Annotated in this window: 15 protein-coding genes; 14 read left to right on the top strand and 1 reads right to left on the bottom strand. The window is 62.0% G+C overall.

All coding sequences use genetic code 11. The annotated features are described in order from the left end of the window. Nucleotides 1-62 precede the first annotated feature (62 nt). From ACFPB1_RS09035 to ACFPB1_RS08975, 13 genes are all read left to right on the top strand, one after another. Nucleotides 63-1,649 carry an extracellular solute-binding protein gene (locus ACFPB1_RS09035; protein WP_379224224.1) on the top strand — a complete coding sequence of 529 codons (1,587 nt, stop codon included), beginning with the start codon at nucleotides 63-65 and terminating at the stop codon, nucleotides 1,647-1,649. A gap of 259 nt (nucleotides 1,650-1,908) precedes the next feature. Then, on the top strand, nucleotides 1,909-3,258 hold the full coding sequence (locus ACFPB1_RS09030; protein ID WP_379224222.1) for an esterase/lipase family protein: 1,350 nt from the start codon (nucleotides 1,909-1,911) through the stop codon (nucleotides 3,256-3,258). A 180-nt stretch (nucleotides 3,259-3,438) separates the two neighbouring features. Further along, a complete protein-coding gene (locus ACFPB1_RS09025; RefSeq protein WP_379224220.1) occupies nucleotides 3,439-4,320 on the top strand; it encodes an oxidoreductase in 882 nt (293 codons plus the stop codon). Nucleotides 4,321-4,433: 113 nt separating this feature from the next. Beyond that, nucleotides 4,434-4,763, top strand: a complete 330-nt coding sequence (locus ACFPB1_RS09020; protein WP_379224218.1) for an antibiotic biosynthesis monooxygenase family protein — start codon at nucleotides 4,434-4,436, stop codon at nucleotides 4,761-4,763. 398 nt (nucleotides 4,764-5,161) lie between these two features. Then, nucleotides 5,162-7,867, top strand: a complete 2,706-nt coding sequence (locus ACFPB1_RS09015; protein WP_379224216.1) for a UxaA family hydrolase — start codon at nucleotides 5,162-5,164, stop codon at nucleotides 7,865-7,867. Between the two features lie 265 nt (nucleotides 7,868-8,132). Then, a complete protein-coding gene (locus ACFPB1_RS09010; RefSeq protein ID WP_379224213.1) occupies nucleotides 8,133-8,603 on the top strand; it encodes a DUF2975 domain-containing protein in 471 nt (156 codons plus the stop codon). A 9-nt stretch (nucleotides 8,604-8,612) separates the two neighbouring features. Further along, the gene (locus ACFPB1_RS09005; protein ID WP_379224211.1) at nucleotides 8,613-8,822 is read left to right on the top strand and encodes a helix-turn-helix domain-containing protein; all 210 of its coding nucleotides are present in this window, start codon (nucleotides 8,613-8,615) and stop codon (nucleotides 8,820-8,822) included. 8 nt (nucleotides 8,823-8,830) lie between these two features. Continuing rightward, nucleotides 8,831-9,649 carry a DUF817 domain-containing protein gene (locus ACFPB1_RS09000; RefSeq protein WP_379224209.1) on the top strand — a complete coding sequence of 273 codons (819 nt, stop codon included), beginning with the start codon at nucleotides 8,831-8,833 and terminating at the stop codon, nucleotides 9,647-9,649. A 15-nt stretch (nucleotides 9,650-9,664) separates the two neighbouring features. Further along, complete coding sequence (pcp, locus tag ACFPB1_RS08995; RefSeq protein ID WP_379224207.1) at nucleotides 9,665-10,312, top strand: pyroglutamyl-peptidase I; 648 nt, start codon at nucleotides 9,665-9,667, stop codon at nucleotides 10,310-10,312. A gap of 246 nt (nucleotides 10,313-10,558) precedes the next feature. Further along, nucleotides 10,559-11,845: a kynureninase gene (kynU, locus tag ACFPB1_RS08990; RefSeq protein ID WP_379224205.1), complete on the top strand. Its 1,287-nt coding sequence runs from the start codon at nucleotides 10,559-10,561 to the stop codon at nucleotides 11,843-11,845. Between the two features lie 76 nt (nucleotides 11,846-11,921). Continuing rightward, on the top strand, nucleotides 11,922-12,737 hold the full coding sequence (gene kynA / locus ACFPB1_RS08985; RefSeq protein WP_379224203.1) for a tryptophan 2,3-dioxygenase: 816 nt from the start codon (nucleotides 11,922-11,924) through the stop codon (nucleotides 12,735-12,737). Between the two features lie 34 nt (nucleotides 12,738-12,771). Then, complete coding sequence (gene kynB, locus ACFPB1_RS08980; protein WP_379224201.1) at nucleotides 12,772-13,404, top strand: arylformamidase; 633 nt, start codon at nucleotides 12,772-12,774, stop codon at nucleotides 13,402-13,404. Nucleotides 13,405-13,787: 383 nt separating this feature from the next. Continuing rightward, the gene (locus tag ACFPB1_RS08975; protein WP_379224199.1) at nucleotides 13,788-14,552 is read left to right on the top strand and encodes a spermidine synthase; all 765 of its coding nucleotides are present in this window, start codon (nucleotides 13,788-13,790) and stop codon (nucleotides 14,550-14,552) included. 1 nt (nucleotide 14,553) lies between these two features. Here the strand turns inward: ACFPB1_RS08975 and ACFPB1_RS08970 are convergent, their stop codons facing one another. Continuing rightward, the gene (locus tag ACFPB1_RS08970; RefSeq protein ID WP_379224197.1) at nucleotides 14,554-14,796 is read right to left on the bottom strand and encodes a hypothetical protein; all 243 of its coding nucleotides are present in this window, start codon (nucleotides 14,794-14,796) and stop codon (nucleotides 14,554-14,556) included. Nucleotides 14,797-15,221: 425 nt separating this feature from the next. Between ACFPB1_RS08970 and ACFPB1_RS08965 the strand changes: the two genes are divergently transcribed. Continuing rightward, the gene (locus tag ACFPB1_RS08965; protein WP_379224195.1) at nucleotides 15,222-17,471 is read left to right on the top strand and encodes an RCC1 domain-containing protein; all 2,250 of its coding nucleotides are present in this window, start codon (nucleotides 15,222-15,224) and stop codon (nucleotides 17,469-17,471) included. Nucleotides 17,472-17,488: the final 17 nt, after the last annotated feature.

Raw genomic sequence — 17,488 nt, 5'->3', positions numbered from 1 at the left:
CCAACGAGCAGGACATAAGCAGCACGCCAGGGCAACATCAATTCAAAGGGAGTGGGTCAGTGATGAGAAGAAAATCGGCTTACATGCTTACCGCAGCGGTGCTGAGCGTGGCGCTCTTGGCCGGATGCGGCAATAACGGCGGCAATGCCGGCAATTCCGGCAACGCGGGGAATGGCGGCTCTGGTTCGGGGACCGCGAACGCGAATGCCGATGGAGGCGGCGCTAACACCGCCAAGCAAGATGTCGTCACGATCAAATACGTCATTCCGGGCACCGAACCGGCCAGCTGGAAGGAAGTCAGGGACGCGGTCAACAAGAAGCTGCTTGCCGACGGCGTGAACGTCCAGATCGACGAGCAGTACATCGACTGGGCGGCATGGGATCAGAAGCTGAACCTGATGCTCTCGACCGGCGCGGATTTCGATATGTTCCAGGTCATGAACGACGTCGTGTCGTTGTCCAATTACATTGCCCGCGGCGCGGTTAAAGACATCTCGGCGGAACTGAACGAGTACGGCCCGAACATTAAAACCGCGATCAGCGACGATATTTTCAATGCGGTCACGAAGGACGGCAAAATTTACGGCATCCCGGCCAACTGGATGGAGCCGGCGGTCGTCGACTTGTTCACCTCGAACGACTTCCTGCTGAAGAAGTACGGCATCAACACCAAAGTCACCACGCCGCAGGAGATGCTGGACGCGATGGAGCAGCTATACAACAAGGCGCCCGCGCCGAAGCCGCAGTTCCCGTTCACGCTCAGCAACGTATCCGCGACCGGCATGGACTTCCTGCACCGGACCTTCGATTCGTTCCCGTTCGACGTCCGCGACGGCATCGCGATGATTAACAACGACGGCACGGTCAAGGACTGGGTGGACACCGACGAATTCAAGCAGGAGAGCGCCTTCTTCCGACAAGCGTACCAGAAGAAGCTGATTAACCCGGACGTCCTGACGCTGAAGCAGGACCAAGTGCAGAAGGAAACGGAGAAAATGAATTGGGGCTTCGTGATGGGCACGCTCGCCAACTCGCAGGCCCAGCTCGATAAAGACCTGCCAGGCGCGAAGCTCGGCGATTTCTCGCTGCAGGAGTTTAATCCGGAGAAGGGGCATTACCGCTTCACGAACGCCAAAAACCTCAACGTCGTCGCGGCGAACAGCAAGCATCCGGAGGCCGTCATCCAATTCTTGAACTGGCTGTACGCGAACCAAGATAACTACGACTTGTTCATGTACGGCATCGAGGGCAAGACGTTCAAGAAGACGGGCGACAATTCGATGGAACCGATCCTCGATCCGAAGACCCAAGCCTCGCTAATCCCGAATGCGGATTGGATGATCGGCAACCTTAACTTCATCCGCGTCGGGGACATCATCACGGCGACGCGCAAGCTGTATGAGCCGGACAACGGCGCGAAAAACTTCCTCTCCTCGGGCTTCTTCTTCGACGCCACGCCGGTGAAGACCGAGCTCGGCAACGTGAAGGCAGTTATCACGTCCGATATCGCGCCGATCTATGCCGGCGTCGTGGATTACGACAGCCACATCGCGCAGGCGCAGCAGAAATTGAAGGCTGCGGGCGTCGATAAAGTCATCGCCGAATACCAGAAGCAGCTGGACACTTATCTGGCAAGCGCCGCCAAGTAATCGGCAGCATCGCCGCTGGTGGCTGTGGCAAACGGAAACTGGAACATCGTAGCGGAGGGCGGAAAGCAATAGTTGAGCGGCCTCCCGATTGCTCTGGCAAACGATTTTCGGCTGCGCAACTTGCTTTCCGGCGGTTCCGATTCGGTTGCGCATAATCCATAAGTTGGATTTTATGAATAAAGAAGGGAATGGCAAGGAGCGTCGCGAATAGCCTGGATGGAAGCGAATTTGAGAGGTTGAACCTCTTGGGAGGGTATCTATGGCGCGCCGTCCAATCGTCTTGATTCACGGCTATTCGGGGAATGGCCGATCCTTTCGCACATGGGTCGATAAGCTGATCGCGCGGGGCTATGACCCGCAGTCGGTGCATGTCTGTTCGTACGAGACGCTGACCAACGAGGTGACGATTCCAGACATCGCCGAAGCGTTCGACCGGGCGCTCCGCGAGCGGGTCGGTCTCATGGAGGACGAACCGTTCGACGCGATCGTGCACTCCACGGGGATGCTCGTGCTCCGAGCCTGGCTGACGGTATACGCGAAGCGGCGGGACCGGCTGAAGCATCTGGTCGGACTGGCGCCCGCCACGTTCGGGTCGCCGCTGGCCCATAAGGGCAGGAGCTGGCTGGGCGGCGTGTTCAAGGGCCGCAAGGAGATGGGGCCGGATTTCCTGGAGGCCGGCGACCGCGTGCTGGATGCCCTGGAGCTGGGAAGCCGGTTTACCTGGGAGCTGGCCGAGAAGGATCTGCTCGGCAGCGTGCCGTGTTACGGCCCGAACGGGGATACCCCGTACGTGTTCATATTCTGCGGGACGGAAGGGTACGGCGGCATCAAGAAGCTGCTCAGCGAGCCGGGGACGGACGGGACCGTGCGCTGGGCGGGCTGCGGGCTGAACGTCCGGAAGATCAAAGTGGATATGACGCTTAGCGCGCCGGACCAGCGAATCGCGTTCTCGGCGTGGAGCAACGTGAACATTCCGATGCTGCCCGTCGCGGGGGCGGATCACGGCTCGATCTTATCGAAGCCGCCGGAAGGGCTGGTCGATATGGTTCATGCCGCCCTGGGCGTCGAGGACGGGCAAGCGCTCGCGGAATGGAAGAAGGATGCCGACAGCCGGACCACCGGCGTCCTGACCAAACTGGCCAAGTGGCAGCAGTTCGTGATCCGGGCGAGGGACGAGCGGGGCGACCCCATTCAGGATTATTACATTCAATTGGTAGGCAGGCGCAATCAGGGGCGGGCCAAAGCGCTGGAATCGTTCGCTCTGGACGTGCATACCTATAACGGCGACGCGAGTCTGCGGAGTTTTCACGTCAATCTGGATAAGCTGGACCCCGGCTCGCTGCAGAGTCTTTCGCTTAAGGTGATCGCCTCCTCCGGATCCTCGCTTGTCGCGTATTCCGGCTGCGTGAGCGCGGCGACGGCGGCGGCCGAGGTGCACGGGAACGAAGGCACATGGCAGGCCGAGCTGGATTTGTCCAGCTTGCTGGGCGAACGGGAGGTCAAGTTTTTCTACCCGTTCACGACGACGCTGGTCGAGCTGAAGCTGAACCGGGAGCCGCTTCCGCTTACAGGGCCTAACCGCGTTTGCAGGTTCATCGAGCCGAAGTGAATGCGAATCTTCTACCTATAGAATAGTGTTAGCCCTCGGGGACATTGCCGTCCCGGAGGGCTTTTTGTCGTTCATCGTTGGATGGAATAAACATTCCGAAATCGCTTGACGTTCGCTCTGTACGGGACTATACTAACTATGGAACAAACATTCCAAATAATTCTGAGGAGGCATCATCATATGTCGAAGGTTTGGCTCATTACGGGAAGCTCCCGCGGTTTTGGACGCAGTCTGGCGGAAGCGGTGCTGGCGAAAGGCGACCGGCTCGTCGCGACGGCCCGCAACACCGATCAAATCGCCGACTTGGCGGCGCGTTACGGCAGCCGGGTTCGCATCGTGCAGCTGGACGTGACGCGGTACGAGCAAGCCGAAGCCGCCGTCAACGCCGCATTCGAAACGTTCGGACGCCTGGACGTCCTGGTCAATAACGCCGGTTACGGCAACGTATCCGCCATCGAAGAAACATCGCTGGACGACTTCCGCGCGCAAGTGGAGACGAATCTGTGGGGCGTCGTGAACGTCACGAAGGCCGCGCTGCCGTCGCTGCGGGAGCAGGGCTTCGGCCATATCGTCCAGTTCTCGTCCATCGGCGGCCGCACGGGCGCGCCGGGTCTCGCGCCGTACCAAGCGGCGAAGTGGGCGGTGGAAGGCTTCTCCGAGGTGCTGGCCAAGGAAGTCGCTCCGCTCGGCCTGAAGGTTACGCTGATCGAGCCGGGCGGCTTCCGCACCGACTGGGCCGGCTCCTCCATGCAGCATGTCGAGCCCGGCGAAGCGTACCAAGGCACGGTCGGCGGCTTGCTGAAGCATCTGCGCGACACGACCGGCCAAGAGAACGGCGATCCGGACAAAGCGGCGCAAGCGATCCTTGCGATCGCGGACGAGGCGAATCCGCCGCTCCGCCTGCTGCTCGGCAGCGACGCGGTGGACATCGCGAATGCTGTGGATACGGGCAAATTGGCCGAAACGAAGCGGTGGGAGGCGCTCAGCCGTTCGACCGACTTCGCGGCGAAGACGCTGGATCCGACCGTAACGCGCATGTACGACGAGTTTAACGAGCAATAAGCATCCCCTAGAATGGCGAAGGACGCATATTCGGCTGACGGAACGCCCATCCTAAACCAAAGCGGCAGCTCCATACGGCCAAGTGAAGAGCAGGATAGAAAGGAGTTCCATCGATGACGCAAATCTCCGCCGATAATCAAGTGCTTACCTTAATCAACGTGTTCACTGTCGAACCCGAGAATCAGGATCGGCTTGTCGAGCTGCTCACATCGGCGACGGACGTTTCGGTCCGGTACGCGGACGGCTTTATTTCCTGCAGTCTCCACCGCAGCCTGGACGGGACGAAAGTGACCATGTACGCGCAGTGGAAGAGCGAGGAGCACTACCAGGCGATGCGGGACGATCCGAAGCCGCTTCCGTATCTGCAGGAAGCGATGAAGATCGCTACGTTCGAGCCCGGCAAGTACGAAGTCGTCAAGACGTTCGAACATGTAAAGGCCTAATTCCGGACAACCTTGCCGCTGCCGGTTAAGCGCGCAAGGGCTGGACGTTTCCTATAGGGTATCCAATGGGGATTCCATTCATGCCGCGAGGCGGAATGGAATCCCTTTCCGCGTTTGACGGAGGGAACCTTATGCAACTAAGCGCTTGTTGTGAATGAACATTCCGAATATAGCGGGGCTGCAAATCGGAAAGAGGAGTCGAGTGATGGAGAGGTATGGAATATTGGTTCCAGTGGAGCGGCACTTCAAACAATCCTCGCCATGCCTGTATCGTCGCCGCGCCGACCTGGTATATAATCGGAACTAGCAGGGGATCGATGCAATCGGGATCGGATGAGATTGCAAACGCTTACCCCGACGCCATCTCGGAATGGTCATCCACAAGGAGCGTGAATGGAATGAATGCCATGTATGCGTTCGACGACGTCGCGAGACTTCCTCTGCCCGGGGACAATTGCGCCATCGCGATTCGCCGGCTGGACGCCGGCACTGTCTTGGAGTACGAAGGCGAGACCATGACCTTGGATTATACGGTGATGGAGGGCCACCGCTTCGCGGTGAAGCCGATTGCGCCCGGCGAGGCGCTGCTATCCTGGGAGCTGCCGTTCGGCGAGGCGCTCGAGGCGATCCGGCCCGGCCAGTATGTTATTAACGAAACGGTATTGGAAGCGCTAAGCGTGCGGCAGCTGACGTTCGCGCTGCCGCCGGCGGCGAACTTCGCGGACCGCGTGCCGCCGTACGTGCTGGACGAAGCCGGCTTCCGGCCCGCGCCGGCCGCGCCGGCATATCCGGATACGCGGACGTTCATGGGCTACCGCCGCAGCAAATCCCGCGGCGTGGGCACGCGCAACCACGTGGTCCTGCTCGGCACCACCTCCCGCACGGGCAGCTTCGTGAAGCAGCTCGCCGCCCGGCTGCAAGCGGACTTGAAGGCGTACCCCCATATCGACGGAATCGTCCCGGCCGCCCATACCGAAGGCGGCACCGAGAACCCGAATAACCTCGACGTGCTGCTGCGGACGCTGGCCGGCTTCATGGTGAACCCCAACGTCGGCGCGGTGCTGGTCGTGGATTACGAGCGGGAGCCCGTCACCAACGCCATGGTGGAGCAATATCTGCGCGAGCATCATTATCCGATCGGCGACGTGCCGCACCGCTTCCTCTCGCTCCGGGGCGGCTTCGAAGCGAACTTGGCGGCGGGCGAAGCGATCGTGCGCGGCTGGCTGCCGGCGGTCAACTCGACCGAGCGGACGCCGGAATCCATCCGCCACTTGAAGATCGGGCTGCAGTGCGGCGGTTCGGATGCGTTCTCCGGCATTTCCGCGAATCCGCTGCTGGGCTGGATATCGGAGGAATTGGTGCGTCACGGCGGCGCCGCCAGCTTGGCCGAGACGGACGAATTGATCGGCGCGGAGCCGTACGTACTGGCGAAGGCGAGCAGCGTGGAGACTGCGCGCAAATTTCTGGCGCTCGTCGACCGGTTCAAGGAGCGCGCGTCCTGGCACGGAGCGAGCGCGGAAGGCAATCCGTCCGGGGGTAATATGTACCGCGGCCTGTATAACATTTACCTGAAGTCGATCGGCGCGGCCCGCAAAAAGGATCCCGTCACCCGGCTCGACTACGCTACGGAATACGGGGAGCGCATGACGGAGGGCGGCTTTTATTTCATGGACAGCCCCGGCAACGACCTCGAAAGCATCGCCGGGCAGGTGGCGGCCGGCTGCAACCTGATCTTCTTCACGACGGGCAACGGCTCGATCACCAACTTCCCGTACGTGCCGACGGTCAAGGTCGTCACGACGACGACCCGCTATCAGCTGTTGGCGGACGATATGGACGTGAACGCGGGCCGGTATTTGGAAGGAACGCCGATGGAGGAACTGGGGCAAGAGGTGTTCGAGCACACGATCCGCATCGCTTCCGGCCAGCGCAGCGTCGGCGAGCAGGCGGGCCATGCCCAGGTTCAGATCTGGCGCAACTGGCAGCAGAAAGATGCGAGCCGTCTCGAGGCCTTGCTCCGTCCGTCCGCACCGGCGGGAGAGCCGATCGCCATCCAAGCGGATGCAGCGGCGCCGGCTGGCCCTAACGTCGCGTTCACCTTCATCCGGCGTCCGGAAGGAACGGCCAGCGATGCCATCGGGCTGATCGTGCCGACGAGCCTATGCGCCGGCCAGGTCGCCCAGATGATCGCGCAGCGGCTGAACGAAGCGGGAGTCGGCCGGCCGGGAGTGACGCGCTACGTGGCGCTGGCGCATACGGAAGGCTGCGGCAATTCGGGCGGACAGGCCGAGGAGCTGTACGCGCGGACGATGATCGGCTATATGACCCATCCGATGGTGAGGCATTGCCTGCTGCTGGAGCATGGCTGCGAGAAGACGCATAACGACTTCATGCGCCACCGGATGGAGGAGACCGGCGTGGACGCGAGCCGGCTCGGGTACGCCAGCATTCAGCTCGACGGCGGCATCGCGAGCGTGACGCGGAAGGTAGAGACGTGGTTCGCCGACCGTGCGGCGGCGGACGCGCCGGCCGCGAAGGCGACGGTCGGCCTGGAAGGAATGCGGATCGGCCTCATGAGCGATGGTCCGGTCGCGGAGGAAGCGGGCGAGCAGCTGGCGAAGCTGACCCGGCTGATCGTCGGCGCGGGCGGCGTGGTCGTCGTGCCGCAGAACAGCGGCCTGCTGGATTCGGAGGCGTACGGCGGCCGATTGCTCGCCGGCACCGGCGCCGGGCCTTCCCTCGCCTATGGCGAGCGCGTCCGCCGCAACGGCTTCCACGTCATGGAGACGCCGACCGAGCATTGGGTGGAGACGGCGACGGGCCTCGGCGGCACGGGCGTCGAGCTGATCCTCGCGCTGGCCGGGCGGCGTCCGATGCAGACGCATCCGTTCATCCCGATGCTGCAGCTCGCCACGGAATCGGCCGATTCGCTGCCGTACGCGCAGGATTTAGATCTGCTCCTGGACGGAAATCCGGAGGCGTGGACGGCGCGCATACTCGAGCTGAGCAAGCGGACCTTGGAGCGCGAGTTCACGCCGCGTCTCTACCGGCAGGGCAACGTGGATTTCCAATTCACCCGCGGCTTCTTGGGCGTGTCGCTGTAATCGTCCGTTGTCTGCCGTCTGGCGCAGATGAAGCCGGGCGCCGCACTCCCGCTTCTCCGATTAGGCTGCCGATGCGTCGGCGGCCTTTTTGCCGCGGCCGAAAGGCAGCCGGACGGCGGCTGCGCCCATGATAGACGCTTAGGTATGATGTAGTGAAAGACGCCGTAAAACAATCATAATTCGCCGATTCACAACAATAACATATTGTAAAACGATAAATCGCATGATATATTCAAAACGATCAATCGAAAGCGGGGTGCATGCAATGGAACGTGGAACGACCTTCTTTCTGAGGGCGACGGTGGTCTTGATCGGTTTGCCGGTCTTGGGGATCTGCGCGTGGGGACTGCCTCTCGTCATCGGTACCGGTTATTTTCCGGCGTATATGCTTCTGCCCGTCGTGATTCTCGCGTACGCGTCGGCGATTCCGTTTTTTTATGCCCTGTACCAGGCTTTGCGGCTGCTGGGCTTCATCGACCGGAACCGCGCGTTCTCCGAACGCTCCGTGCAGGCGCTGAGCAGGATTAAGGGCTGCGCCTTCGCCATCTGCGTCTTGGACTTGGCCAGCCTGCCGTTCCTGTATCTCATGGCGGAGAGCGACGACGCTCCGGGGCTTATCGTCGTCGGCCTGGTCATCGCGTTCGCCTCGCTGGTCATCGGGGTCTTCGCCGCCGTGCTGCAGAAGCTGCTGAAATCCGCCGTCGAGTTCAAATCGGAACTCGATTTGACGGTCTGAGGTGATCTTATGGCGATGATTATTCATATTGACGTGATGCTGGCGAAACGAAAAATGAGCGTGACCGAGCTCTCGGAGCGGATCGGCATTACGATGGCCAACCTGTCGATTCTGAAGAACGGGAAGGCGAAAGCGATCCGCCTGTCGACGCTCGAGGCGATCTGCAAGGCGCTCGACTGCCAGCCCGGCGACCTGCTGGAATACCGGCCGGACGTTTGACCCGCCAGATGACCGGCCATAATCCCGTTACCCGCCGCCGCGGCGGGGAAGCCAAGCTCGCGCGGCCGCTTGCGCAGCTGCTGCTGTTCGGCTATCATCAGGCGATGAGCTGCATGTTCCCCGTGGCGATCTTCTGCACGTTGGCACTATCCGGCCTGATCCGGGTGCCGTTCATCCATCGTTACGATCTCATCCTCCTCGTGCTGCTTGCCGTGCAGTACTTGATGTACCGCAGCGGCCTCGAGACGCTGGACGAGATCAAGGTCATTGCCGTCTTCCACGCGATCGGGCTGATGCTCGAAATCTACAAGGTCGGGATGGGATCGTGGTCGTACCCGGAGCCGGCCTTCACGAAGCTGCTCGGCGTCCCGCTCTACAGCGGATTCATGTACGCGAGCGTCGCCAGCTACATGTGCCAGGTATGGCGCCGGCTGCGGATGGACATGACCGGATGGCCCGGGCTGCTGCCCTCGTTCGCGCTGGGCGGCGCCATTTATTTGAACTTTTTCACGCATCATTTTATCCCGGATATTCGCTGGTGGCTGACGGCGCTGGTGGTGGTCGTCTTCCGGAAGACGCGGATCGTCTACCGGGTCCGGAGCAGCACTTATCGGATGCCCTTGACGGTTGCGTTCTTCCTGGTCGGATTCTTCATCTGGCTGGCCGAGAACATCGCGACGTTCTTCAAGGCCTGGCAATATCCCGATCAGCATCAGGCGTGGCGGCTGGTGAGCTTCGGGAAGATCAGCTCGTGGTTCCTGCTCGTCATCATCAGCGTCATCATCGTGGCGCAGCTGAAGCACGTGAAGGCAAATCGGACGCAATAGAATGGAGGGCTTCGCATGCAAAAAGTATTGTTGACCGGGTTCGATCCATTCGGAGGCGAAACGACGAACCCCGCGTGGGAGGCGGTCAGCCGGCTGCGCGGCAAGCGTTACGACGGCTTCGAGGTGGAGGTTCGGCAAGTGCCGACCGTATTCCGGACGTCGCTCCTCGCGCTCCGGCAGGCGATGCTGGAGGTCCGGCCGGACGTGGTCATCGGCGTCGGGCAAGCCGGCGGCCGGAGCGATATCGCGGTCGAGCGGGTGGCGATCAATCTCGATGATGCCCGCATCCCCGACAACGGCGGCGAGCAGCCGCTCGATCAACCGATCGCTGAGGATGGGCCGGCGGCGTATTGGTCCACCCTGCCGGTCAAGGCGATCGCGGCCGGGATTCGCGAGGCGGGCATCCCGGCAAGCGTCTCGCTGTCCGCGGGCTCGTTCGTCTGCAACCATCTCTTCTACGGGCTTCGGCATCTGATCGCCACCGAGTTTACGGCGTGCCGGGGCGGCTTCCTTCATGTGCCCTATCTGCCGGAGCAAACGATCGGGCGCGCGCCGACGCCGAGCATGAGCCTCGCGCACATGGTCAGCGCCATCGAAATCGCCGCCAAGGTCAGCGTGCGGTACGACAAGGACATTGTCGCCGTCGAGGGCCGGTTGGACTAGCGCGTACCGGCGGAAGCGTTCGCCTGAATCGCATGATTGATTGGATCGCCTAATAGAGTCGGCTCGCCTTCTTCGGAGGCGGGCCTTTTCGCCGTCCGGGCGCCTCGCCGCGCGAGCCTCGGATCTTCGGCAAGCGGAGAGGCGGAACCGCATACCATAGGGTAGCGCCTATTTCGCTGTGGCGCCGGAAGCGGGGGAAGTCATGAGAAGCCGATCGGCATTCATTTCTGAGCGAGGGGTGGCGCTATGCATAGCGAAGCCGCGGAGCCGACCTTGGCTTATGCGCAACGGCAGGATAAGGCCGACGGATTGGCGCGGTTTCGGGAGGAATTCTACCTGAAGCCGGGCACGGTCTATATGGACGGGAATTCGCTGGGGCTGCTGTCGAAGCCGGCGGAGCGGACGCTGCTCGACGCGCTGGCGGATTGGAAGGAGCACGGCATCGACGGCTGGACGCGGGGCCGGCATCCGTGGTTCTCGTTGTCGGAGCGGCTGGGCGCCATGATGGCGGGGCTCGTGGGCGCCGATCCCGACGAGGTGATCGTGACCGGCTCGGCCACGGTCAACCTGCATCAGCTCGTCGCGACGTTTTACCGGCCGCATGGCGCGAGGACGAAGCTGCTGGCCGACGAGCTGAATTTTCCATCGGATCTCTACGCCCTTCAGAGCCAGCTGGCCGTCCGCGGCCAGGATCCCGGCGGGGGCTTGGTCTGCGTGAAGAGTCCGGACGGTCGGTTCCTGGACGAAGACGCGATCATCGAGGCGATGACGGAGGACATCGCGCTGATCGTGCTGCCGGCCGTCCTCTACCGGAGCGGGCAGCTGCTGGACATGGAACGGTTGACGGCGGAGGCTCACCGGCGGGGCATTCCGATCGGGTTCGACTGCTGCCATTCCGTAGGCGCGGTGCCGCATGCGTTCGATGCCTGGGGCGTGGATTTCGCGTTCTGGTGCAGCTACAAGCATCTGAACGGCGGGCCGGGCTGCCCCGGCGGCCTGTATATCAACCGCCGCCATCTCGGGACGCGGCCCGGGCTGGCTGGCTGGTTCGGCTCGCGCAAGGACCGCCAGTTCGATATGGCCGCCGCGCTGACGCCGGCCGAATCGGCGGGCGCGTATCAGATCGGCACGCCGCATATCCTGAGCTTGGCACCGCTGATCGGCGCGCTGGAGCTCGTCGCGGAAGCCGGGATCGAGGCGATCCGCCGGAAATCGCTCGGTCTCACCCGGTACCTGATGGCGCTGATCGGCCAGGAGCTGGCCGGCTGCGGCTTCGGCATCGGAAGCCCGGAGGAGGACTGCCGGCGCGGCGGGCATGTCAGCCTCGAGCACGCCGAAGCGGCGCGGATCTGCAAAGCCCTAAAGGAGCGCGGCGTCGTTCCGGACTTCCGCGCGCCGAACATGATCCGGCTGGCGCCGGTGGCGTTGTACACGTCATATCGCGAGGTGTGGGACGTCGGTCAGATCCTCCGGGACATCATGGAGCGGCAGGCGTACAAGGCTTATCCGAACGAACGCGACATCGTCGCTTGAGTGAATGGCCGGCCCGGCTCCGCCCGGCAAGCCGGAAAGGGCCTTCGGGCAAGATGCCAAGAGAGGGGCAGCGCGCATGGAAAAAGACATTCGGACGGACTTCAGCGGCTCGATGTCGTACGGGGACTATCTCCGGTTGGACCAAATCTTGTCCAGCCAGCAGCGCCGCTCCGGTCATCATGACGAGATGCTGTTCATCGTCATACACCAGACGAGCGAGCTGTGGATGAAGCTCATCCTGCACGAGCTGAACGCCGCGACCCGCAGCATCCGGGCCGGTGAGCTCGAGCCCTCATTCAAAATGCTGGCGCGCGTTTCGCGGATCCAGCAGCAGCTCACGCAGTCCTGGTCCATTCTTTCGACGCTGACGCCCGCCGACTATATGGGCTTTCGCGACAAGCTGGGCAGCGCGTCCGGCTTCCAGTCGCACCAGAACCGGCTGATCGAATTCGCGCTGGGCCAGAAGAAGGGCGAGACGCTGACGGTGTTCCGGCACCGCCCGGAGCTGTACGCGGCCATGCAGGAGGCGCTGCGCGAGCCGAGTCTGTACGATGCGGCCATCGGGGCGCTTGCCGCGCGCGGGCTGCCCGTCGACGAAGCGGCGCTGGACCGGGACTGGTCGCAGCCGTACGCGCCCAACGCGAGCGTGGAAGACGCATGGCTGACCGTGTACCGCGACGTGGAGGCCTACTGGGATTTGTACGAACTGGCGGAGAAGCTGGCCGATATCGGCAGCCAGCAGCAGGCGTGGCGCTTCCACCATCTGTCGACGGTCGAGCGCATCATCGGGCATAAGCAGGGGACGGGCGGCTCGTCGGGCGTGACGTATTTGAAGCGGGTGCTGGAGCAGCCGTTCTTCCCGGAGCTGTGGAGCCTGCGAACCAAGCTCTGAGGACGGACCGGAAGACGGATGGGAGGCGGGCGGGGTGAACGATAACAAATGGATCGATATCTCGCAGCCGCTCGATGAACGGGCGGCCGGCTGGCCGGGAGACACGCCGTTCGCTTACGAGCGGGCTTGGCGCAAAGAAGATACCGGTTCCGTGAATGTCGGCCGGATTCGCATGAGCCTGCATACGGGCACGCACATCGACGCGCCGTATCATTTCGACGATGCGGGCGCAAAAGCGATCGACCTGGAGCTGGACGTCTATCTGGGTGAGGCCCGCGTCGTGCATATGCCGGGTGTGCGAGGTATCGGAATCGTCGGCTTAAGCGGCATCGACCTGGGGGAGACGGCCCGACTGTTGATTCGGACGGACGCCTGGCCGGACCGGCATGCGTTTCCGGCGTGGATTCCGCCCGTCGAGCCGGGGCTGGCGGCGTATCTGGCGGCGCGCGGCGTTCGCCTGCTCGGGCTCGATCTGCCGTCCGTCGATCCGCTGGACAGCAAGGAGCTGCCCGCGCATCACGCGCTGGCGGCGCACGGCATCCATATTCTCGAGGGGCTCGTCTTGGACCATGTCCAGCCCGGCCGCTATGAGCTTGCGGCCCTTCCGCTGCCGCTCGCGCAGGCCGACGGCAGCCCGACCCGGGCCGCGCTTCGCAAGCTACTCTAGTGCGCGAATGCCGTGCCCGGGCACGGCTGCGCGGTTTTACGCCAAGAACCAATATTTCTCGGGAAATAACGCTAATGAGGTTGATCGTGCCTCTGCCGTCCCATGGCGGCAGACACAGCCGACATGATCGACCGAACGGACACGATTGGTTATACGAACCGAATCAATCCGCCTAACCGAATCTAAGCAACCCGGTCTCTCGCTGGAGCCGGCTGCTTATATTTGGTAATTTATGGATATATCCCGCGCGGGCAGGGCGGCGCTTGTCGAGCTCAGCCGACGCAGCCTTCGTTTTCGAATCGCTTCCCTTGTCCGCACCGTTGGATGTACAATCGGTGGAGAGATTCTGCGCTTCGGCAGAGCAGGCGAAGGAGGGCGAAGACATGATACGGCTGGCGATCGTAACGAGCGCCCTGCAGCGGATGACGGTGTGCGAGGCCAACGAGCTCTACGGCGAAACGGGGCGGTTCCGGTATTTGCAATTCGCGGACGACGCGGTTCAAGGCGCGATCGATCTGAGGCGGCCCGAGCGGATCGTGCTCGAGTATCCGCGGGCGCTCATCCATCTGATCGACCGCAACGCGCCGGACTTCCGGCGGCTCTTCATGATCGGCCACGGCATCGGGACGATTGCGGCGCACTACCCGGACCAGGAGGTGACCGTCGCGGAGATCGACGAGCAGGTCGTGGAGCTGAGCCGGACGTACTTCCATTACCGCCGGGACAACGTCCTGATCGGAGACGGCCGGCAGCTGCTCGCGGAGCAAGCCGACGGGGGGCATGATTGTCTCGTGCTGGACGCGTTCACCGAGGAAGGGACGCCGCATCACTTGAGCACGCTGGAGTTTTTCCGGCTGGCGCGCGGCAAGCTCCGCGATCCCGCGCTGATGCTGCTCAATCTGATGGGCAAGGGAGCGGGGGACAAGCGCGTGCGGGCGATTCATACCGCGCTGGCGGAGGTCTTCCCGCATACGTTGGCGTTCGCGCTGCCGGGGGAGGCGTCGTCGGAGCAGCGGAATATGCTGCTGGCCGGAAGTGCTTATCCGCTGGCGTACGACCCGAGGGCGATGGCCGGCTTCGCGTGCATCGCGCTGGATCCGGGATTCGCGCCGCGAGACCGGAAACCTTCGGCGGCGGATACCTTTTAACCTAAAAATCTAATTTCGCCATTTTCTTTCTTTGCGCGAATCGTGATTTTAGCCAGCATTGCTCCGGGTTTGCATACCCGCTCTCTACTTCATGAAACAAGGCTGCTAAGATAGCCTGTACTTGGGCTAATGTTGTATCGCCCGGAAGTTCATGGACGCGCATAAGTTCAGTGCTTTTAAAGGCTTCTGCCGTTCCTTGAACCTCCTGTTTTCCGAAGGCTCTGACTTCGATTTCGATTTTCATAGATACAAACCTCCTCGCATCGGTTACGGTAAGCAGGCACGATGGGACCGATTGGACCAGCACCAGCCTGTTTTTCTTATTCATGGAGGTATTCTCGTATTCCTTGCCGTCTATATTACAAAACTATGAGAACTATTTGAAATCGTTGGTTGCAGCAAAGCCAAAAGCAAGTACCGCCCAGGGCAGCGGTGCTTTTTTTGCGTTTACACGCCAGGCGAACGGAAGCATAGCCGGCGAGCTGTCCGTGGCGAAGTAGTCGAACATGCTGCGACCGGATTATATAAAAGGCACCCGAAGGAGGAATAGATGGGAACGGACGAGTGAGGTAAAATTTAGGATAAATAGAATTGTAAGCGTTTCATATGTTGCTCCGCATGTTAAGAGGTGAGGTTCAGAGGATGAAGATTAGGGAGGGAACTAGGACGATGACGATGAGGATACGCACGCGCTGGTTACCGGGCATCATTTGCGTGCTTTTTGCGCTTGTCGCTTATCCGGCGGCTGCCGCCGCGAATAGCGCAGGCACGATCTACACTCAAGAGGGCCGCGCGCCGGCGGCACAAACCCCCGGCGCCGCCAAAACGGCATCGCTGGCGGGAGGGTGTCTGCACAGCTTGGCGCTTCGCAGCGACGGCACGATCTGGTCGTGGGGAGATAATTATTGGGGCGAGCTCGGGGACGGGACCACGATTTCCCGCGCCGAGGCCGTGCCGGTCAAGAGCCTTAAAGGGGTAAGCGGCATCGCGGCCCGGAATTGCAATAGTATGGCGCTGCTTAGCGACGGCACGGTGTGGACGTGGGGGGTTACGATTCCTTCCGCAAGCGATGCCTATCCGTATCCCGGCCCGGCGCCGGTTCAAGTGAAAGGCAATTTCGGGCAGGCGTTCGATGGGGTCATCGCCATTTCCGCTGGCATGGAGTATTATTTGGCGCTCAAGAGCGACGGCACCGTCTGGGCATGGGGGAGGAACGCTTCGGGTCAGCTTGGCGACGGAACCGTGTCCGATTATTACGATTACCACTACTCGCCGTCGCAAGTGACAGGCCTGGATTCGGTTATTGCCATTGCCGCCGGCGGCAGTTTTGGTTTGGCGCTTAAGAGCGATGGTACCGTATGGGAATGGGGAGGCAGCTTCGACGACGAGGACAATCCCGCGCCGCGCCCGACCCCGTTTCAGGTAAAGGGCCTCGACGGCGTGACCGCGCTGACGGCCGGTCTCCAGCATGGCTTAGCGCTTCGCAGCGACGGCTCCGTCTGGGCGTGGGGGCATAATGACAAAGGCCAGCTTGGCGATGGGACCACGACGCTTCGTTCTGTTCCCGTACAGCTCCCCGGCCTTGCCAACGTGGTGAGCCTGTCGGCCGGCGACGATCATAATTTGGCGCTCGACGGCGACGGTACCGTCTGGGCATGGGGAGCTAATCGATCGGGTCAGCTTGGCGATGGGGGAACCACGCAGCGCCTGTCCCCGGTCCGGGTACAAGGTCTCGATTCCGTCACCGCGGTGGCCGCCGGGGATTATCATAGCTTGGCGCTCCGACGCGACGGTACCGCCTGGGGGTGGGGAGACAACCAAGGGGGGCAGCTCGGAGACGGAAGCTATCTAGACAGCCCTGTCCCCGTCGAGGTTCAAGGATTAGACCGGCAAAGCCCCGAAACCCTTCTTTATCGGGTCGCCGGACCGATTCTCGACTTCGACGCCACCCGGGTCTTGTTCTACTATGGTAAGGAACTGTGGCTGTATGACCGCGTGAATCACGCCCAAATCAAAGTGGCCGAGGCCGAAAGCATCTACACGTTGAGCCGCGCGGAGCTGTCCGCGGAAGGCGTCGTGTATACCGACAGGCAGAAGACGTCGTATTGGAAGGACGGCGCGGTGCGAAGGAGCTGGGAGGGAGCGTATCTGTTCGATGCGAACGGAAACTTCGCCGTATTGGGCGACAGCGTCGTCGATTTAACGACCGGCTCCTCGCGTGACTTGCCGAATGCCGCGTTCTATCGGGATATGCACAACCGTTTCGATTTATCCGCCGACGGAACGGTCGCGTATACGCTGAGCGCGCAGCCGTCGGAAATCTACGTGTCGTTGCCGGACGGGACGATGAAGACGATCGGCCTGACGTCGCCCGGCGATTCCGCGTATTTCGGGGTCTTGATGGACGGAACCGATCTGCTCTACAGCGCCGTAACCCAAGATAGCGCCGGGAATACCGCGCGGTCGCTGCGCTTGCGCAGCTCCGACGGCCGAGTGACGACGATCGCGACGGATTCGTTCGCATCCTCCGATTATGCGGCGGATCCGCGGCAATCCTACCGGATCGAGAACGGGTGGATCGCCTACCGGACTTACGACGAAGCTGCCAAGCGTTGGCGCCTGGACGTTCGCACGCCGGATGGCGTGACGAAGCACGTGTATACCGCCCCCGTTGGCGCGTCGCGGACAGACAAGCCGATTACGATCTTACGGCTGGCGCCGGACGGCACGATCGTTTATGCCGATCAAAATACGACGTATGTGTACGCGTCGCAAGCAGGCAAGGTCGTTGCCGCGTTCAACGAATCGGGCGAATTGGATTACCGCGAGCATGTCGCATCCAGTCAGGACGGCGTAGAGTACCGGTTACTGGCATGGTACTTGCTTGACGGGAGTTTGTTGTACGGCGTTCGGCTCTGACGCAAGCGGAGCGGTCG

Source organism: Paenibacillus sp. GCM10023250 (assembly GCF_042653205.1).
Taxonomy (GTDB): domain Bacteria; phylum Bacillota; class Bacilli; order Paenibacillales; family Paenibacillaceae; genus Paenibacillus_Z.
The sequence above is the reverse complement of the archived record's forward strand: the minus strand, read 5'-3'. Positions and strand labels throughout refer to the sequence as shown.